Origin of the sequence: Micromonospora sp. CA-244673 (assembly GCF_050948395.1) — a bacterium.
Taxonomy (GTDB): domain Bacteria; phylum Actinomycetota; class Actinomycetes; order Mycobacteriales; family Micromonosporaceae; genus Micromonospora.
Genome location: NZ_CP192019.1, coordinates 6,072,892 through 6,091,394, shown reverse-complemented (window position 1 = coordinate 6,091,394; position 18,503 = coordinate 6,072,892). Strand labels below are relative to the sequence as shown.

The window sequence follows — 18,503 nt, the reverse complement described above, 5'->3', positions numbered from 1 at the left end:
ACGGCCTGCGGGCCGTGCCCCTCTTCGCGCGTACGGGTGGGAGAGCGGTGAAGTTTTTCTTCGGTTAAGCCGGAGGGTATTGAAACTTCTGTTCAGTCTCGGGTTGACTGTGGTCCATGCGAATCCGCAGTCGATCCGCCCGTCTCGCCGGCGTCCTGCTGCTGACGCCGCTGCTCACCCTCACCGCTCCGGTCCCGCCCGGCGTGGCGGCCGCGGCCGAGCCGCGTACCCCGGCCGAGGACGCGCCGGCCGCCTCCTCCCGTCCCGACTCCTCGGTCGCCCTCGCCGGCCGGTCCGGCGTGGAGCCGGCCGACGGCCTGGAGACCGCGAAGACCACCCGTCCGGTCGCCCCCGGCCTCGACCTGACCTCCTTCGACCGCTACGACGCCGACGGCTGGCTGCGGGCCGACGCCCTCACAGCCGACCTCTCCGGGGGCGTCACCGTCGACTACGTCAACTCCGGCGCCGTCACCCGCGACGAGCCGCTGCGCGCGGCGGTCGACCGCTCCCGGGCGGTGGCCGCGGTCAACGGCGACTTCTTCGACATCAACGCCTCCGGCGCCGCCCAGGGCATCGGCATCCGCTCCGGCGAGCTGGTCCAGTCGCCGGTGGCCGGGCACACCAACGCCGCCGCGATCAGCGCCGAGGGGATCGGCCGGGTCGTCCAGGTCGGCTTCGAGGGCACGGCGGCCCTGCCCGCCGGGCCGGTGCCGCTGAGCCAGTTCAACAACATGGTGCAGCGCGACGGCGTGGGTGTCTTCACCCCGCTCTGGGGGTCGTACACCCGGAAGCGTGCTGTCGAGGGCGCGGCGCGGGTGGTCGAGGTGACGGTGACCGGTGGCCGGGTCGCGACCGTGGCCACCACGGCGGGGGAGGGCCCGATCCCGGCCGGGACCACGGTGGTCCTCGGCCGCGAGGCCGGCGCCGACGCCCTCGCGGCGCTGCGCCCCGGCGACCCGGTCGACCTGACCTGGCGGCCGAAGGCCTCCGACGGGAGCAGCCCGCGCGCCGCGGTCGGCGGCGGCAGTGTGCTGGTCCGCGACGGCGTGGTGCAGACCATCGCCGACGCCAGCCTGGCCCCACGCACCTCGGTCGGCTTCTCCGCCGACGGCCGCCGGCTGATCATGCTGACCGTCGACGGCCGGCAGGTGGACAGCCGGGGCGTCACCCAGACCGAGATGGGCCGGATGATGGTCGAGCTGGGCGCGTGGAGCGCGCTCAACCTCGACGGCGGCGGCTCCTCCACGCTGCTGGCCCGGGAGCCGGGCGCGGCGGCGGTCCAGGTGGAGAACAGCCCCTCCGACGGCAGCGAACGGCCGGTGCCGAACGGCCTGGCCATCTACGCCCCGCAGGGCAGCGGCCGGCTCACCGGCTACTGGCTGGAGACCGCCAGCGACCCGACGGCCGCGCCGGGCGTCGCCCCGATCCGGGGCGGCCGCCCCGACCGGGTCTTCCCCGGCCTCACCCGCCGGCTCACCGCGGCGGGCTACGACGAGACGTACGGGCCGGCCGCCGGCGCGCCGCGCTGGCGGGCCAACCCGGCCGCACAGGGCACCGTGGACGACGGCGTGTTCCGGGCTGGCAAGGCCGGCCGCAGCACCGTGACCGCCTGGCGCGGATCGGCGCGTGGCACGCTCGACCTGACCGTGCTCGGCCCGCTGGAGCGGATCGACTCCACGGTGGACCGGCTCGGCCTCAACCAGCAGGGCGACACGGGCCTCTTCGGCGTGGTCGGCTACGACGCGGAGGGCAACACCGCGCCGATCGAACCGGCCGACCTGAAGCTGGAGTACGACCACGACCTGCTCGACGTCACCCCCACCGCCGACGGCAACCTTGCGGTGAAGGCGCTCGGTGACGGCTCCGCCCTGGTCACCGTGCGGGTCGGCGCGAAGACCACGGTGCTCCCGGTCACCGTCGGGCTCACCGACGTGCCGGTGGCCGGCTTCGACGACGCCGCCTCCTGGAAGTTCAGCCAGGCGCGGGCCAGCGGGGCGGTCGCCCCGGCCGAGGGGCACACCGGCACCGGCCTGAAGATGTCGTACGACTTCAGCCAGTCCACCGGCACCCGCGCAGCGTACGCGGACCCGCCGGCCTGGATCGACGTGCCCGGTCAGCCGCAGGCGTTCGGCATGTGGATCAAGGCCAACGGCACCGGCGAGTGGCCGAGCCTGCACCTGCACGACGCGCAGGACACCCAGTTCGTGCTCCGCGGCCCCTACCTGACCTGGACCGGCTGGCGGTACGTCGAGTTCACCGTCCCGCCCGGCGTGCAGTACCCGGTGCGGGTGCGCCGGTTCTACGTGGCCGAGACCGACCCGGCCAAGCAGTACAAGAGCGAGGTCGTCATCGACGACCTCGTGGCCCGGGTGCCCCCGACGGTGCAGGCGCCGGAGGAGCCGAACATCACCGACCGGGTGGTGCTGCGCGACGGCACGGTCGACGGTGCGCCCTGGCGCTTCGCCGTCATGTCCGACGCCCAGTTCGTGGCCGCGAACCCGGACAGCGACCTGGTCGCCCAGGCCCGCCGCACGCTCCGCGAGATCCGCGCGGCGAAGCCGGACTTCCTGGTCATCGACGGGGACTTCGTGGACACCGCCTACCCGGCGGACTTCGCGCTGGCCAAGCGGATCCTGGACGAGGAACTGGGCGGCGAGCTGCCCTACTACTACGTGCCGGGCAACCACGAGATCATGGGCGCCCCGATCGACAACTTCCGCGGCGTGTTCGGTGACACCTCGCGGGTCTTCGACCACGAGGGCACCCGCTTCGTCACCCTGAGCACGGCCACCGGGTCGCTGCGCGGCGGCGGGTTCGACCAGGTGGAGCTGCTGAAGGAGACGCTCGACGCGGCGGCCACCGACCCGGCGGTCGGTTCGGTCACCGTGCTCTTCCACCACCCGCCCCGCGATCCCAGCCCGGCCAAGGCCAGCCAGCTCGGCGACCGGAAGGAGGCGGCCCTCGTGGAGCAGTGGCTGGCCGACTTCCAGCACCGCACCGGCAAGGGCGCGCTGATGGTCAACGGGCACGTGGGCACCTTCCACGCCGACCGGGTGGACGGCGTGCCGTACGTGATCAACGGCAACTCGGGCAAGGACCCGTCCACCCCGCCCCAGCTCGGCGGCTTCACCGGCTGGACCGAGTTCGGGGTCGACCCGGTGACCCGGCAGGAGGCGGAGCAGGCCCGCCGGGACCCGCTCGCCGAGGGGCCGCGCTGGATCTCGGCGGAGTTCCACGCCCACGTCGACCGGCTCGCCCTGACCGCACCGGCCGAGGTCGCGGTCGGCGCCCCGGCCGCCGTCACGGCCACGCTCACCCAGCCCGGTGGCCGTACGGTCCCGGTGGCCGCCCCGGTCAGCGCCGACTGGTCCGGCTCGCCGAACCTGCTCATCGGTGGCGCCGGCGGGGTGAAGCCCTGGCACGTGGCCCGGTTCGACCCGGCCACCGGACGGCTGACCGCGCTGCGTCCCGGCGGGCGGGTGCTGCTCGCGGTCACCGTCAACGGCGTCCGCGCCGAGGCGGCGGTGACCCTCACGGCGGCGGAGGCGCCCGCCGCCTGACCGGCCTGGGGCGCGGACGCACCTTCCGCGCCCCGGGCCGGTGGTCCGCCGGCGGGCTCCTCGACCTGGGGGAGGGGCCCGCCGGCGGGCGCGCGTCAGAAGTCGCCCTCGGCGACCTGGAAGACCGTCAGGCCGAGCGACCGCCACATCCGGACCACCTGCTGCCGGTCGTCGAAGACCCCGACGACCCGGTACCGGTCCCGGATCTCCCGCTCGTAGATCTCCCGCTTGACCACGGCGTCCTTGCGGTGGTCGCCGACCGCTCGCAGGTGCAGCGCCAGGTAGGGCACCCGGACGTGCCGGGCCAGCCAGCTCTCCGTGTCGGCCCGGGCGGTGGCGTCCCGACCGGAGCAGAAGACGACCCCGTGCCCGGCCGCGTGCATGGCCCGGATCGCCGCGATCACCGCCTCGTTCGGCGCGTCCTCGCCGACCCGGGTCATGTCGTACGGGCTGCGGGACACGTTCAACGCCACCGTGCCGTCGATGTCGACAAGCACGATGTCCGGCCGTTCGGCGGCCTCCCGCTCGATTCGGGCCGGGCCGCCGGTCCGGGCGGTCGGCACGGGCAGCGGTAACGGGCGGTTCGCCAGGTAGCGCTCGTGCAGCCGGCGGATCGCGGCCTCGCCGACCCGGTCCACCTCGGGGCGCGCGGCGTCCCGGCGCAGGCACTCCTCCAGCGGGACGTCGGTGAAGTCGTGCACCTCGAACGCCGCGCCGTACCGGGCGGCCAGCTCGGCCCAGTCCCGCAGGGTGCGCGAGCGCAGGTTGGTGTCGTCGACGCAGACGCTCACCCGGCCCGCCAGCAGCGTCTCCACCTGGGCCCGCTGCGCCCGGGTGACCTGCCCCTCGGCCCACTGGGTGAAGAGCCGCTCACCGTGCATCATCCGGCGCAGGTCGTCCCGGTTGACCCGGACCACGGCGGGCTGGAGCCGGCGCGCGAAGGTGGTCTTGCCGGAGGCGGGCAGCCCGCGGGTGGCGATCAGGCGGAACATCCCCGTACCTCCCGTTCATCCCGGTGCCGTCTCCACGAATGCCCGCATGGCGGGCGGGAATGCGTGGCGGGAGGTGAGCGTTGCGCATGCCGGACCTGGTGTGCGGCCCGCTCGACGGGTCGGCGGAAGCCCATGGCACACTGGTCAATCGGCCACCGGTTCCGGTTCACGCCCGAGCCCGTCGCGACGACGGGGAGCACGACGGCGACCCGGCGACCACCGACGAAAGGACCGAGGCGACATGAAGCCCAACATCCACCCGGAGTACGTGACCACCGAGGTCCGCTGCTCCTGCGGCAACACTTTCACGACCCGCAGCACCGCCAAGGGCGGTTCGATCAGCGTCGAGACCTGCAGCGCCTGCCACCCGTTCTACACGGGCAAGCAGCGCGTGCTGGACACCGCCGGTCGGGTCGCGAAGTTCCAGCAGAAGTACGCCAAGGTTCAGGCCAAGAAGGCCAAGTAGCTCCGTCGACGACGCCCGTGTCCGGCTCCGTGCCGGGCGCGGGCGTTCGTCCGTTTGTGTGCCCGTTTCCGCCCGTCCCTGCCCGGTCGTCGTCGAAGGAGCATCCGCAGCATGAGCAGTGAGCGCCTGGCCGCCCTCCTCGACGAGTACGCCGAGCTGGAGCAGCGGCTGGCCGACCCCGCCATCCACGCCGACCAGGGCGCCGCCCGGCGGGTCGGCCGGCGCTACGCGGAGCTGGTCCCGCTGCACAAGGCCGCGGGCGAGCTGGAGCAGGCCCGGGCCGACCTGGCCGCCGCCCGCGAGCTGGCCGCCGAGGACGCGGCCTTCGCCGCCGAGGCGGAGGCGATCGCGGCCTCCCTCCCGGCGCTGGAGGAGCGGCTGGCCGAGCTGCTCATCCCGCGCGACCCGCACGACGCCAAGGACGTCATCGTCGAGATCAAGGCCGGCGAGGGCGGCGAGGAGTCGGCGCTGTTCGCCGCCGACCTGCTGCGGATGTACACCCGTTACGCCGAGCGGCGCGGCTGGGTCACCGAGGTGATCGACGCGCAGGACTCCGACCTCGGCGGGGTCAAGGACGTCTCGCTGGCGATCAAGTCCAAGGGTGTGCCGGAGGGTGGCAACGGGGTCTGGTCCCGGCTCAAGTGGGAGGGCGGCGTGCACCGGGTGCAGCGCGTCCCGGTGACCGAGTCGCAGGGCCGGATCCACACCAGCGCGGCCGGCGTGCTGGTGCTGCCCGAGGCCGAGGACGTGGACGTCACCATCGACCCGAACGACCTGCGGATCGACGTGTTCCGCTCGTCCGGGCCGGGCGGCCAGTCGGTCAACACCACCGACTCGGCGGTCCGGATCACCCACGTGCCCACCGGCATCGTGGTGTCCTGCCAGAACGAGAAGTCGCAGCTGCAGAACCGCGAGCAGGCCATGCGCATCCTGCGGGCCCGGCTGCTCGCCGCGGCCCAGGAGCAGGCCGACGCGGCCGCCTCGGACGCCCGCAAGGCGCAGGTGCGCACCGTGGACCGGTCGGAGCGGATCCGCACCTACAACTTCCCGCAGAACCGGATCACCGACCACCGGATCGGCTACACGGCCTACAACCTCGACCTGGCGCTGGCCGGCGAGCTGGACGGGGTGCTCGACGCCCTGGGCGAGGCCGACCGCGCCGCGCGGCTGGCCGGCGAGACCGAGCTGGCCCGGCGCTGACCCGCGGCCGGGCGCCCCGCGGTCAGGAGGCGCGCAGGCGGTCCTTGGCACGCAGCATCTCCCGGTCGGCCAGCTCGAACGCGGCGCCCAGCGCCTCCCGGACGCTCACCCCGGTGCCCCCGTCGACCTCGGCGAAGCCGATGCTCACCCCCACGGGGGTGCCCGGGACCAGCGACTCCCAGTCCTCGGTGTGCACGGCGGCCTGGATCCGCCGGGCCACCTCGGCGGCCTCCGCCATGCCGGTCTCCGGCAGCACCACGACGAACTCGTCCCCGCCGTAGCGAGACACGAAGTCGCCCCGCCGCATCACCCGGTTGATCACCCCGGCGATCCGTTGCAGCACCAGGTCACCGGAGTGGTGCCCGTGCCGGGTGTTGACCGCCTTGAAGCCGTCGAGGTCGCAGACGCCGATCACCACCCGCTCGCCCCGGGCCACCACCGCGCCGATGTAGCGCTCCAGCCGGCGCCGGTTGGGCAGCCCGGTGAGCGGGTCGGTGAGGGCCTCGCCCTCGTAGCGCGCGGCCTCGCGGCGCATCTCCTCGTGGTCGATCCGGGCGGCGATGCCGTCGATGTAGACGTCCCGCAGCCGGTCGCTGCGCTGCGCGGCCAGCCGGAAGGCGTGCCGGTCGGCCCGGTGTGCGGCGGCGTGGTCACCGGCCCGGGCGAGCGCGACGCTGCGTAGCCGGGGCGCCTCGGCGGCGCCCAGCGTCTCGTCGGAGACCTGGATGGTGTCCAGCCGGGTGACGGCCTCGATCGGCCGGCCCTCGGCCACGGCCAGGCAGACCTGGCCGAGCTGGCGCAGGTCACGGGCGCGGGCGCTGTCCCCGCCGTGCCCGAGCAGCCGGGCCGGGTCGGCGTCCCCGCCGGAGTCCACCCGGTCGCCGAGTGCCGCGCGGCGGGCCGCGGCGTAGCCGTAGGCGGCCAGGCTGCTCGGCCGCAGGCTGCCGGCCCGCCCGGCGCGCAGGAACCGGGCCAGGTCGCCGGCGACGTCGCGGAGCACCCGCAGGCAGCCGTCGCTGTCGCCGTTGTGGTCCAGCGCCACCGCGTTGCGCAGCCGGATGCCGGGGGCGGCGAAGGTCTCCTCCGGGATGCCGGCGGTCAGCCCCACCTGCCGGGCGCGTTCGATCGCGCCGAGCGCGTGGCCGTGGAAGCTCAGGTAGGAGTAGGCCATGGCCAGGTCGTGCCAGCCCCAGGCGGTGTCCCGGTCCGGGTCGTCGTCGGCGCCCAGCGCCCGGGCGGCCCGGACCAGGTGGCTGACGCAGCGGTCCAGCGCGCCCTGGTGGTGCGCGGCGAGCGCGGCGAGGGCGTTGAGGTGCCCGTGCAGGTAGGGCTCGGCCAGGTCCCGGACGGCGGCGGAGGCGTCCTCGATGGCCCGGGTGAACTCCGCCGTCCGACCGAGATTGATCAGCGCGGAGAGGCGCTGCACCAGGGCGTCGGCCCGCGCGCACGGGTCGTCGGTGGTGCGGATGACCCGGTCCAGCAGCGCGCACGCCTCCGCCGAGCGGCTGACCTCCTGCAACGCCCGGGCGCGCCGGAGGGCGTCAACCTGGTCCTCGACCCGGTCGAGCCAGCCCACTCGCACCTCCTGTCGGTGTGCTCCCGGACGCACCCGCTCGTGAGGTGACCCGCGACGCTTCATGATTATGTCGTGACCTCCCTCCCGCAACACCCGTCCGAAGGGTCAGAACGCGAGCGCCCCTCACTGGTGGTCGCCCGGGCGGCCCGGGCTCTCGCCGCGGCGGGCGTCGAGGCGGCCCGCGCCGAGGCCGAGCAGCTGGCCGCGTACGTGCTGGACGTGCCGCGCGGGCGGCTGGCGCTCGCCGACGGGTTCACCCCGGCGCAGCGCGACCGCCTCGACACGCTTGTCGACCGGCGGAGGGCCCGGGAACCCCTCCAGCACCTCACCGGCGTCGCCGGCTTCCGGCACCTGGAGCTGGCGGTCGGCCCGGGGGTCTTCGTGCCCCGCCCGGAGACCGAACTGCTCGCCGGCTGGGGGATCGAGCAGGCGGGCCGGTCGGCCGCGCCGCTGGTCGTCGACCTGTGCAGCGGCTCCGGCGCGATCGCCCTGGCGGTCGCCCAGGAGCTGCCGTCGGCGCGGGTGGTGGCCGTGGAGCGGTCCCCGGCGGCGCTGGACTGGCTGCGCCGCAACGCCGCCGAGCGGGCCGCGGCCGGGGACCGGCCGATCGAGGTGGTGGCCGCCGACGTCACCGACCCGGCGCTCCTCGCCGACCTGGTGGGCCGGGTCGACGTGCTGCTCTGCAACCCGCCGTACGTGCCCCGGTCGGTGGTGGTGCCGCCGGAGGTGGCCGGCCACGATCCGGACGAGGCGGTGTTCGGCGGCGCGGACGGGCTGGACGTGATCCGCCCGGTGGTGGTGCGGGCCGCCGCGCTGCTGCGCCCCGGCGGCGTGCTCGGCGTCGAGCACGACGACACCCACGCCACGGCGGTGCCCGCGCTGCTCGCCGCCGACGGACGCTACGAGCGGGTCGAGGAGCACCGCGACCTGGTCGGGCGGCCCCGGTTCGCGACAGCGTCCCGCCGGGCGGACGGCCAGCACGCCGACGTCGCCCCGGCGTGGCAGACTGGCTCCTCGTGATGCTCTACGACTGTCGGTCGCCGGCAGACCGGGACCGCGGCATCGAGGCGGCCATCGAGGCGGTCAAGAACGGGGAACTCGTCGTCCTGCCGACCGACACGGTCTACGGCGTCGGCGCCGACGCGTTCACCCCGTACGCGGTGAAGGCCCTCGCGGACGCCAAGGGTGGCGCCCGGCAGGCGCCGCCCGTGCTGATCGGTTCCCGGCACACCCTCGACGGCCTGGTCTTCTCGCTGCCCCGCTCGGCCCGCGAGCTGGTCGAGGCGTTCTGGCCGGGCGCGCTGACCATCGTGGTGGAGCACTCGCCGAGCCTGGCCTGGGACCTGGGCGACTCCAGCGGCACGGTGGCGGTGCGGATGCCGCTGCACCCGGTGGCGCTGGAGGTGCTGCGGGAGACCGGCCCGATGGCGGTGGCCTCGGCCAACAAGGTCGGCCAGCCCGCCGCCCTCACCGCCGAGGAGGCCCGCGACCAGCTCGGCTACGGCGTGCGCGCCTACCTGGAGGCCGGCCCGGCGCTCGACCCGGTGCCGAGCACCATCGTCGACCTGACCGGCGAGGTGCCCCGGGTGCTGCGCCAGGGCGCGGTGACGCTGGAGAAGCTGCGCGACGTGGTGCCGGACATCCTCGACGAGCGGGGGGTCTGAGTGCCCCCGTTCACCGTGCTGCACGTCTGCATGGGCAACATCTGCCGGTCCCCGATGGCTGAGCGCCTGCTGGTGCTCGCCGTCCGGGAGCGGTTGGGCCGGCTCGGCGTCGACCCGGTTCGCTCCGACGAGCTGGTGCACAGCCACAGCGCCGGCACCGGCGGCTGGCACGCCGGCGAGGAGATGAACCCGCCGGCGGCCCGGCAGGTGACCTCGCGCGGCGGCGCGGTGGACGGGTTCGCCGCCCGCCGGCTCCGCTCCGACCTCATCGACGCCGCCGACCTGGTCCTCACGGCCACCGCCGACCAGCACGAGTACGTGGTGGCGCTGCGACCGGACGCCGCCGGGCGCACCTTCGTGCTGGGCGAGTTCGGCCGGCTGCTCGGCGCGCTGGACCGGGCCGGGCTGCCGCCGGTGGAGGCCACCCCCGACGCGGTGTACGCCCGCGGCGTGGCGCTGGTGGCGGCGGCGGACGCGGCCCGGCAGGGCAGCGCCGCGCTGCCCACCGACGACCTCGACGACCCGTGGGGTCGCGGCGACCAGTGCTTCAGCCGGGTGGCCGACGAGATCGAGGAGACCGTCCAGCCGCTGGCCGCCGCGCTGCTTCCCTGAGGTTCATCCTTTCTCGCGAACTTCCTGCGCGTTTCGCCGAAGATGGCGGCGAAACTGCCGAATCCGGTCATTCTGGACGGGTCCGTACGGCCGGCTCCTGCGGGGAGAGCTGATGAACCGGGCCCAACTCGACAAGTTGTTCACCGTCCTGCTCGCCGGCGTACTCGCCGGACTGGTCCTGGCCGCCGCCGCGCTGCCGGCCGCGCTGGTCTTCGGGCTCGGCTTCAAGAACCTGATGCCCTACGCCGCGCTGCCGGAGTCGCTGAAGACGCCCGAGCCGGCCCAACGCTCCAACCTCTACGCCAGCGACGGCCGCACGCTGATCACGTCGTTCTACACCGAGGACCGGGTGGACGTGCCGGTCGGCGAGGTGGCGCCGGTGATGCGCCAGGCCATCGTGGCCGCCGAGGACGTGCGGTTCTACGAACACCACGGCGTCGACGTGCGTGGCGTGGCGCGGGCCTTCACGGCCAACCGGCGGGAGGGCACCCGGCAGGGCGCCTCCACGCTGACCATGCAGTACGTGCGGAACGCGCTGGCCGGCGACCCCCGGCTCACCGAGGAGCAGCGGGCCAAGGCCACCGAGATCAGCCTCGGCCGCAAGATCCGCGAGATGCGGTACGCGCTGGCCCTGGAACGCCGGATCAGCAAGGACGAGATCCTCGGGCGCTACCTGAACATCGCCTACTTCGGCGCCGGGGCGTACGGCATCGCGGCGGCCAGCAAGCGCTACTTCTCCACCACACCGGACAAGCTCACGCTGGCCCAGTCGGCGCTGCTCGCCGGCCTGGTCCGGTCGCCCGACACCGACGACCCGATCAACGGCGACGCCGACTCGGCGCTGGGCCGCCGGGCGTACGTGCTGGACCGGATGGTGGCGACCGGCCAGGTGGCCGAGGCGGACGCCGCCCGGGCCAGGGCCGAGCAGCTGAACCTCAAGCCCAGCGCCACCCCGAACGACTGCACCGCGGTGCCCGCCGGGCACAACGACTGGGGCTTCTTCTGCGACTGGTTCACCCAGTGGTGGAACGCCCAACCCGCCTTCGGCAAGACGGCGGACGAGCGGCAGCGCACGCTGCGCCGGGGCGGCTGGTCGATCGTCTCCTCGCTCGACGCGGACGTGCAGGCCAAGGCCACCGAGCAGGTGCTGCGGATCTATCCGAACACCAACCAGCGGGCCGCGCCGACCGCGGTGGTGCAGCCGGGCACCGGCCGGGTGCTGGCCATGACGGTGAACCGCAACTACAGCGTGGCCCCGAACCCGACCGCCGGGCAGAACTACCCGAACACGGTCAACCAGCTGGTCGCCGGCGGCGCGGGCATCGAGGGCTACCAGGCCGGCTCGACCTTCAAGCTCTTCGCGGTGCTGGCCGCGTTGGAGTCCGGGCTGCCGCTGAACACCGAGTTCGACGCTCCCAGCGTCTTCGTCACGAAGTACCCGATCGACGGCGGCCCGGCGAGCTGCGGCGGCCACTGGTGCCCGGAGAACGCCAACCCGCCCTGGATGGACGGCGACCGCACCATGTGGGACGCGTTCGGCCGTTCGGTGAACACGTACTTCGCCTGGCTGACCGAGCGGGTCGGCGCGGACCGGGTGGTGGAGATGGCCGAGCGGCTGGGCATCGTGTTCCGCTCGCCGGAGGACGCCAAGCTGGCCCGGGACGGCGCGAAGAACTGGGGGCCGTTCACCCTCGGGGTCTCCTCGACCACCCCGCTCGACCTGGCCAACGCGTACGCCACGGTGGCCGCCGAGGGGACCTGGTGCCGGCCCACCCCGATCACCTCGATCAGCGACCCGACCGGGCGGAAGGTGGCCGCCGGCAACCCGGACTGCCGGCAGGTGCTCGACACCGAGGTGGCCCGGGCGGCGGCGGACGCGGCCCGCTGCCCGGTCGGCGACCAGTCGATGTACCGCCGCTGCTCCGGCGGCACCGCCGAGGAGCTGGCCCCCGGCCTGCACCGCCCGCTGGCCGGCAAGACCGGCAGCTCCGAGCGGAACGCCACGGAGACCGTTGTCGCCTTCACGCCGCAGCTCTCCGTGGCGACCATCGCCGCCAACCCGGACAACCCCCGGGACGCCGTCGGCGGCGGGGTCCAGGTCCGCCAGATCGAGGCCGTGGGCCGCCTCCTCGCGTGGGCCCTGCGCGACCAGCCGGTCCTGGACTTCGTCCCGCCGAGCCAGACGGTGGCCTTCGAGCGCACCAGCCCGCGCACCGGCAACTGACCCCCCGGGTCAGCGGGGGCCGGGGCGCTCGGCGCCGCGAGCGATGTTGCGGGCCATGCCGCCGAAGACGATGGCGTGGAACGGGGCGACCGAGGTCCAGTAGAGGTGGCCGGGGAGGCCGTGGGGAAGGAAGACGGCGCGCTGGACGTAGCGGCTGCCGCCGTCGCCGGACGGCTGGACGCGCATCTCCAGCCAGGCGCGGCCGGGCAGCCGCATCTCGGCACGCAGCCGCAGCAGCTCGCCGGGGACGATCTCCTCGACCCGCCAGAAGTCCAGCGCCTCGCCCACCTGGAGGTGGTGCGGGTCCCGCCGGCCCCGGCGCAACCCCACCCCGCCGACCAGCCGATCCAGCCAGCCCCGCACCGACCAGGCCAGCGGGAACGAGTACCAGCCGTGCTCGCCGCCGACCCCCTCGACGACCCGCCACAGGGCCGCCGCCGGGGCGCCCACCGCCCGTTCCCGCACGTCGGTGTACGCCGTCCCGCCGGACCACTGGGGATCGCTGGGCAGCGGTTCGGCCGGGGCGTCCGGCCCGCTCGCGGTCGACCACCGGGTCTCCACCTGGCCGTCGCGGACCTTCGCCAGCGCCAGAGCCACCGCCTCGTCGAAACCGGTCAACCCGCCGGGCGGGTCCGGCACGTACCGGGCGATGTCGTGCTCGCCGGCGACCGCCTCGTGGACCAGGCTCTCCACGAGCGGCCGGGCGATCGCGTTGGGCACCGGCGTCACCCAGCCGACCCAGTGCGAGGAGAGCGACGGGGTCAGCGGCCGCACCGGCAGGATGACCCGCCGGCGCAGCCCGGCGACCCGGGCGTACCGCTGCATCATGTCCTGGAAGGTGAGCACCTCCGGGCCGCCGATGTCGAAGGCCCGGTTCACCTCGGGCGGCAGGTCGGCGCAGCCGACCAGGTAGCGCAGCACGTCGCGGACGGCGATCGGCTGGATCCGGTTGCGCACCCAACGCGGCGTGACCATGCCCGGCAGCCGCTCGGTCAGATAGCGCAGCATCTCGAACGAGGCCGAGCCGGAACCGATGATCACGGCGGCCCGCAGCACCACCGCCGGCACCCCGCTGGCCAGCAGGATCCGGCCGACCTCCGCGCGGGACCGCAGGTGCGCCGACGGGACGTTCCGGTCCGCCGCCGGCTCCGGCCCACCGAGGTAGACGATCCGGCGTACGCCGGCGGCGCGGGCCGCGGCGGCGAAGTTCTCCGCCGCCTCGCGGTCGGCCGCCTCGAAGCCGCGCTGGCCGAGCGAGTGGACCAGGTAGTACGCCACGTCCATGCCCTCGAACGCGGCCGGCAGCGTCTCCGGTTTCCGCAGGTCGCCCTCGGCGATCTCGGCCCGGGACGCCCACGGCACGTCGCGCAGCCGCCCCGCCTTCCGGGCCAGGCAGCGGACGGTGTGCCCGTCGGCCAGCAGCCGGGGCGTGAGGCGTCCACCGATGTAACCCGTGGCGCCGGTCACGAGGCATCTCACAGCTCCCAGTCTGCGGCTCCGTAGACTCCTTCGCTGTGGAGAACGCGAGGGACACCTTCTGGGGGCCGGACTTCCAGCAGCTCAGCGCCGCCGATCCGGAGATCGCCGAGGTGGTGCTGGGGGAGCTGGCGCGCCTGCGCGGCGGTCTGCAACTGATCGCCAGCGAGAACCTCACGTCGCCGGCCGTGCTGGCCGCCCTGGGTTCCACGCTGACGAACAAGTACGCCGAGGGTTACCCGGGCCGGCGCTACTACGGCGGCTGCGCCGAGGTGGACCGGGCCGAGGAGCTCGGCATCGCCCGGGCGAAGGAGCTGTTCGGCGCCGAGCACGCCAACCTCCAGCCGCACTCGGGCGCGAGCGCCAACCTGGCCGCGTACGCCGCCCTGGTGCAGCCGGGCGACACCGTGCTGGCCATGGACCTGCCGCACGGCGGACACCTCACCCACGGCAGCCGGGTGAACTTCTCCGGCAAGTGGTTCCACCCGGTCGGCTACACCGTCCGGCGGGACACCGAGCTGATCGACTACGACGAGGTCCGCGACCTGGCCCTCGCGCACCGGCCGAAGCTCATCATCTGCGGCGCGACGGCGTACCCCCGGCTGATCGACTTCGCCCGGTTCCGGGAGATCGCCGACGAGGTCGAGGCGTACCTCATGGTGGACGCGGCGCACTTCATCGGGCTGGTCGCCGGCCGGGCGATCCCGTCCCCGGTCCCGCACGCCGACGTGGTCACCTGCACCACCCACAAGGTGCTGCGTGGCCCGCGCGGCGGCATGATCCTCTGCCGGGAGTCGCTGGCCGCCCGGATCGACAAGGCCGTCTTCCCGTTCACCCAGGGCGGCCCGCTGATGCACGCGGTCGCCGCCAAGGCGGTCGCCCTCCGCGAGGCCGCCCAACCCGAGTTCCGGGCGTACGCCTCCCAGGTGGTCAGCAACGCCCAGGCGCTCGCCGACGGGCTGGCCGCCGAGGACATGCGGCCGGTCTCCGGCGGCACCGACACCCACCTGGCCCTGATCGACCTGCGCGAGACCGGGGTGACCGGCGCCGCGGCCGAGGCGCGCTGCGACGCCGCCGGCATCACGCTGAACAAGAACGCCATCCCGTACGACCCGCAGAAGCCGATGGTCGCCTCCGGCATCCGGGTGGGCACGCCGAGCGTCACCACGCAGGGCATGCGTGAGGGGGAGATGCGCCGGATCGCCACGCTCATCGCCCGTGCGGTGCGCACCGACCCGGAGTCGGCCGGGGGCGCGGACGAGCTGGGCCGGATCGCCGGCGACGTGACCGAGCTGGTCGGTGCCTTCCCGGCGTACCCCCGTGGCTGAGCCGGGGACGCGCGCGGCGGAGGCGGCCGCGGACCGCGGTTGGCGGCTGCGCCACCTGCCGGTGCTGGTGTCCGCCTCGGTGCTGATGGCCGCCGTGGCGGCGGTGGCCGGCGGGGTGACCCGGGGCGCCGACGGCGCGCTCGGCGCGGCGGCCGGCGTGGCCGTCACCGCGGTCAGCTACTCGCTCACCACGGTCGTGCTGGCGTGGGCGGACGCCCGGGACCCACAGCTCGTGCTGCCGTTCGGGTTGGGCGTCTACATCGCCAAGATGACCCTGCTCGGCGGGGTGATGGTGCTGGTCGCGTCGACCGGTTGGCCGGGGCTCGTCCCGTTCGCCCTGGGCATCGCCGCGGGCGTGGTGGTCTGGACCGGGGTGCACATCTGGTGGCTGGCCACGGTGCACTCCCGCAGGGTCGCACGCTGATCACCGCGGGCGGACGCCCGCGGGCTCGATCGATGGCGCGGTCCCACCTGTCGGACGGCGCGCCGACGTGTCCGCGATCGGTCATTCTCTCAGTGGCGGGAGGGGAGTAGCGTGCCTCCAGACGACTTCGCCCACCCGTGTCCCACACAACCAGGTTGTGCGGGGGGTGAGGCACAGCCTCTTCGGCTCGACTGATATCGTTCGCCCCGTCATGGCCGGTGACCAGAAACCCCCCAGCACTGGCGGCCCGGGCGACGTTCCGTCCGGTGCCGGTCAGGGTTGGACCGCGCTCTCATACCTCATCGGGGGCATGCTCGTCTGGGGTTTCATCGGCTGGCTGGTCGACCGTTGGCTCGACACCGGCGGCATCGCCACCGGGATCGGGATTGTGCTCGGCATGGCCGGGGGGATCATCCTGGTCGTCCGCCGACTCGGCACGCCTACTTAGGAAGGGACGCGGTGTTCGGACAGGCGAACGTCCTGGCAGCGGGCCAGGCGGAATTCCCACCCAGTGTGGAGGACTTCTACCTGCCCAGCATCCTGCCCTGGGGTGCGCACGACAACTACTGGTTCACCAAGATCACGTTGATGGTCTGGCTGGCCGTCGGGGTTCTGATCCTGTTCTTCCTGCTCAGCTACCGCAACCCGAAGCTGGTGCCGACGAAGAAGCAGTGGTTCGCCGAGTCGATCTACGGCTTCGTGCGGAACAACATCGCCGTCGACATGATCGGGCACGCGGGGGTGCGGTTCGCGCCGTACTTCACCACGCTCTTCTGCTTCATCCTGCTGACGAACGCGTTCGCGATCATCCCGTTCTTCCAGATCTCGCCGAACTCGCACATCGCGTTCCCGGCCTTCCTCGCCGTGATCAGCTACGTGATGTTCAACTGGATCGGCATCCGGCACCACGGCTTCGCGAAGTACTTCAAGAACTCGCTGATCCCGCCGGCGCCCTGGTACATCCTGCCGCTGCTGATCCCCATCGAGTTCTTCTCGACGTTCCTGGTTCGGCCGTTCTCGCTGGCCGTCCGTCTCTTCGCGAACATGTTCGCCGGTCACATGCTCCTGCTGGTCTTCACGCTCGGCGGGTTCGCCATGCTCAGCGCCAACGCCTGGCTGGCCCCGGTCTCGGTGCTGTCCTGGGTGATGACGATCGCGCTGACCTTCCTCGAGTTCCTGGTGATCTGTCTGCAGGCGTACGTCTTCACGGTGCTGACCGCCAGCTACGTGCAGGGCGCGCTCGCCGAAGAGCACTGATCCACTCTTTCGCACCAACCGTTGTCGTCCCGCGTGACCGTCACGCGTGATAACCAGGAGGAACCGCAATGAGCATCCTTGCCGAGGTAACGGGCAGCACCGCTGCCATCGGTTACGGCCTGGCCGCCATCGGCCCGGGCATCGGCGTGGGCCTGGTCTTCTCGGCCTACATCCAGTCGACGGCCCGCCAGCCGGAGTCGTCCCGGATGACCCTCCCGTACGTCTGGATCGGCTTCGCCGTCATCGAGGCCCTGGCGCTGCTCGGCATCGCCTTCGGCTTCATCTGGGCCGGCACCGCCTGATCCAGCCCTTCTGACCGGGAGGTTTTCCCATGTACTTCCTCGCCGCGGAGGGTGGTGAAGCGGCCCACAACCCGATCATTCCCGCCTGGGAGGAGATCGTGGTCGGTGGCATCGCCTTCATCGTGCTCTGCTTCGTGCTGATGAAGTTCGTCTTCCCGCGCATGGAGCAGACGTTCCAGGCCCGGGTCGACGCGATCGAGGGCGGCATCAAGCGCGCCGAGGCCGCCCAGGCCGAGGCGAACCAGCTGCTCGAGCAGTACCGGGCCCAGCTCGCGGAGGCGCGTACCGACGCCGCCAAGATCCGCGACGACGCCCGGGCCGACGCCGAGGGCATCCGCCAGGACATCCTCGCCAAGGCGCGCGAGGAGTCCGACCGGATCATCGCGGCCGGCAAGGAGCAGCTCGCCGCCGAGCGGGCCACCATCGTGCGCGAGCTGCGCACCGAGGTCGGCACCATCGCGGTGGACCTGGCCAGCAAGATCGTCGGTGAGTCGCTCGCCGACGAGGCGCGTCGCAAGGGCACCGTGGACCGGTTCCTGAGCGGTCTCGAGAGCACGGGGGCCCGCTGATGCAGGCCGCCAGCCGGGAGTCGTACAAGGTCGCGGCGGACCGCCTCGACGCGTACGCCCGCGGCGCGGAGCCGTCGGCGGTGGCCTCCACCGCCGACGACATCCTCTCCGTCGCCGCCCTGCTGCGGCGCGAGCCGCGGCTGCGCCGGGCGCTCTCCGACCCGGCCCGGGCCGGGGCGGACCGGAGCGGCCTGCTCGGCGACATGCTGCGCGGCCGGATCGGCGCGGACGCGCTTGACCTGCTCGCCTCGCTGGTCGCCGGCCGCTGGTCGGCCCCGTCGGAACTGCTCGACGGCGTCGAGCGGCTGGGCGTCGAAGCGCTCCTGGCGAGCGCCGACAAGGCCGGCGAGCTGGGCGAGGTCGAGGACGAGCTGTTCCGCTTCGGGCAGGTCGTCTCCGGTTCCCCGGAGCTGTCCACCGCCCTCTCCGACCCGATGGTCCCGGCCGAGCAGCGGGCCACCCTGGCCGACCAGCTGCTCGCCGGCAAGGCCCGACCGGTCACCGGCTACCTCGTCGGTGCCGCACTCGCCGGCTTCGGGGGACGCTCCTTCAGCGGCGCGCTCACCCGGCTGGTCGAGCTGGCCGCGGACCGGCGCGACCGCCAGGTCGCGTACGTGACCGTGGCCGCCCCGCTGAGTGACGAGGAGGAGCGACGCCTGGGTGCCCGCCTCTCCCAGATGTACGGTCGGGAGGTCTCCGTCAAGCAGACGGTGAATCCGGACGTGCTCGGTGGGGTGAGTGTGCGGGTCGGCTCCGACCTGTACGACGGCACCGTCCTGCGCCGCCTCAACGAGACCCGCAACGCGCTCGCGAAGCGCTGATCAGCGACTGAGCAGCCCTGATTCGACGCCAT

The 18,503-nt window shown here is 73.7% G+C and carries 17 protein-coding genes; 14 read left to right on the top strand and 3 right to left on the bottom strand.

What is annotated here, in order from left to right:
* Positions 1-116 precede the first annotated feature (116 nt).
* Positions 117-3,560 carry a phosphodiester glycosidase family protein gene (locus ACQP12_RS27910; RefSeq protein WP_433283195.1) on the top strand — a complete coding sequence of 1,148 codons (3,444 nt, stop codon included), beginning with the start codon at positions 117-119 and terminating at the stop codon, positions 3,558-3,560.
* A gap of 95 nt (positions 3,561-3,655) precedes the next feature.
* Here the strand turns inward: ACQP12_RS27910 and ACQP12_RS27905 are convergent, their stop codons facing one another.
* Positions 3,656-4,552, bottom strand: coding sequence for an AAA family ATPase (locus tag ACQP12_RS27905; RefSeq protein WP_433283193.1), 897 nt, complete (start codon positions 4,550-4,552; stop codon positions 3,656-3,658).
* A 241-nt stretch (positions 4,553-4,793) separates the two neighbouring features.
* Here ACQP12_RS27905 and rpmE point away from each other — a divergent pair, with 241 nt between their 5' ends.
* Together rpmE and prfA are read left to right on the top strand one after the other, a co-directional pair.
* Positions 4,794-5,018 carry a 50S ribosomal protein L31 gene (rpmE, locus tag ACQP12_RS27900; RefSeq protein WP_091262200.1) on the top strand — a complete coding sequence of 75 codons (225 nt, stop codon included), beginning with the start codon at positions 4,794-4,796 and terminating at the stop codon, positions 5,016-5,018.
* Between the two features lie 111 nt (positions 5,019-5,129).
* Positions 5,130-6,218 (top strand): peptide chain release factor 1, encoded by a 1,089-nt coding sequence (prfA, locus tag ACQP12_RS27895; protein WP_433283192.1) that lies wholly within the window; start codon positions 5,130-5,132, stop codon positions 6,216-6,218.
* Between the two features lie 22 nt (positions 6,219-6,240).
* Here prfA and ACQP12_RS27890 read toward each other — a convergent pair whose 3' ends face one another.
* On the bottom strand, positions 6,241-7,794 hold the full coding sequence (locus ACQP12_RS27890) for a GGDEF domain-containing protein (RefSeq protein WP_357950907.1): 1,554 nt from the start codon (positions 7,792-7,794) through the stop codon (positions 6,241-6,243).
* Between the two features lie 72 nt (positions 7,795-7,866).
* Here ACQP12_RS27890 and prmC point away from each other — a divergent pair, with 72 nt between their 5' ends.
* From prmC to ACQP12_RS27870, 4 genes are all read left to right on the top strand, one after another.
* Positions 7,867-8,814: a peptide chain release factor N(5)-glutamine methyltransferase gene (gene prmC, locus ACQP12_RS27885; RefSeq protein WP_433283191.1), complete on the top strand. Its 948-nt coding sequence runs from the start codon at positions 7,867-7,869 to the stop codon at positions 8,812-8,814.
* Positions 8,814-9,458 (top strand): L-threonylcarbamoyladenylate synthase, encoded by a 645-nt coding sequence (locus tag ACQP12_RS27880; RefSeq protein ID WP_355056294.1) that lies wholly within the window; start codon positions 8,814-8,816, stop codon positions 9,456-9,458. Before prmC ends, ACQP12_RS27880 begins: the two co-directional genes overlap by 1 nt.
* On the top strand, positions 9,459-10,070 hold the full coding sequence (locus ACQP12_RS27875; protein ID WP_433283190.1) for a phosphotyrosine protein phosphatase: 612 nt from the start codon (positions 9,459-9,461) through the stop codon (positions 10,068-10,070).
* Positions 10,071-10,182: 112 nt separating this feature from the next.
* Positions 10,183-12,294, top strand: a complete 2,112-nt coding sequence (locus ACQP12_RS27870) for a transglycosylase domain-containing protein (RefSeq protein ID WP_357950898.1) — start codon at positions 10,183-10,185, stop codon at positions 12,292-12,294.
* Between the two features lie 9 nt (positions 12,295-12,303).
* On the opposite strand, the gene ACQP12_RS27865 is transcribed toward ACQP12_RS27870, so the two are convergent.
* The gene (locus ACQP12_RS27865; protein ID WP_433283189.1) at positions 12,304-13,773 is read right to left on the bottom strand and encodes an SDR family oxidoreductase; all 1,470 of its coding nucleotides are present in this window, start codon (positions 13,771-13,773) and stop codon (positions 12,304-12,306) included.
* A gap of 35 nt (positions 13,774-13,808) precedes the next feature.
* On the opposite strand from ACQP12_RS27865, the gene glyA reads away from it, so the two are divergent.
* From glyA to ACQP12_RS27830, 7 genes are all read left to right on the top strand, one after another.
* Positions 13,809-15,098, top strand: coding sequence for a serine hydroxymethyltransferase (glyA, locus tag ACQP12_RS27860; protein WP_357950893.1), 1,290 nt, complete (start codon positions 13,809-13,811; stop codon positions 15,096-15,098).
* Positions 15,091-15,522, top strand: coding sequence for a hypothetical protein (locus tag ACQP12_RS27855; protein ID WP_433283187.1), 432 nt, complete (start codon positions 15,091-15,093; stop codon positions 15,520-15,522). Before glyA ends, ACQP12_RS27855 begins: the two co-directional genes overlap by 8 nt.
* 211 nt (positions 15,523-15,733) lie before the next feature.
* Positions 15,734-15,970: an AtpZ/AtpI family protein gene (locus ACQP12_RS27850; RefSeq protein WP_357950887.1), complete on the top strand. Its 237-nt coding sequence runs from the start codon at positions 15,734-15,736 to the stop codon at positions 15,968-15,970.
* Between the two features lie 11 nt (positions 15,971-15,981).
* On the top strand, positions 15,982-16,779 hold the full coding sequence (atpB, locus tag ACQP12_RS27845) for a F0F1 ATP synthase subunit A (protein ID WP_154228420.1): 798 nt from the start codon (positions 15,982-15,984) through the stop codon (positions 16,777-16,779).
* A 68-nt stretch (positions 16,780-16,847) separates the two neighbouring features.
* Positions 16,848-17,081 (top strand): ATP synthase subunit C, encoded by a 234-nt coding sequence (locus ACQP12_RS27840; protein ID WP_046563803.1) that lies wholly within the window; start codon positions 16,848-16,850, stop codon positions 17,079-17,081.
* Positions 17,082-17,110: 29 nt separating this feature from the next.
* Entirely contained in the window at positions 17,111-17,650 is a 540-nt protein-coding gene (locus tag ACQP12_RS27835; RefSeq protein WP_189195714.1) for a F0F1 ATP synthase subunit B, read from the top strand.
* A complete protein-coding gene (locus ACQP12_RS27830) occupies positions 17,650-18,471 on the top strand; it encodes a F0F1 ATP synthase subunit delta (protein ID WP_433283186.1) in 822 nt (273 codons plus the stop codon). Before ACQP12_RS27835 ends, ACQP12_RS27830 begins: the two co-directional genes overlap by 1 nt.
* The last annotated feature ends 32 nt before the right edge of the window (positions 18,472-18,503 follow it).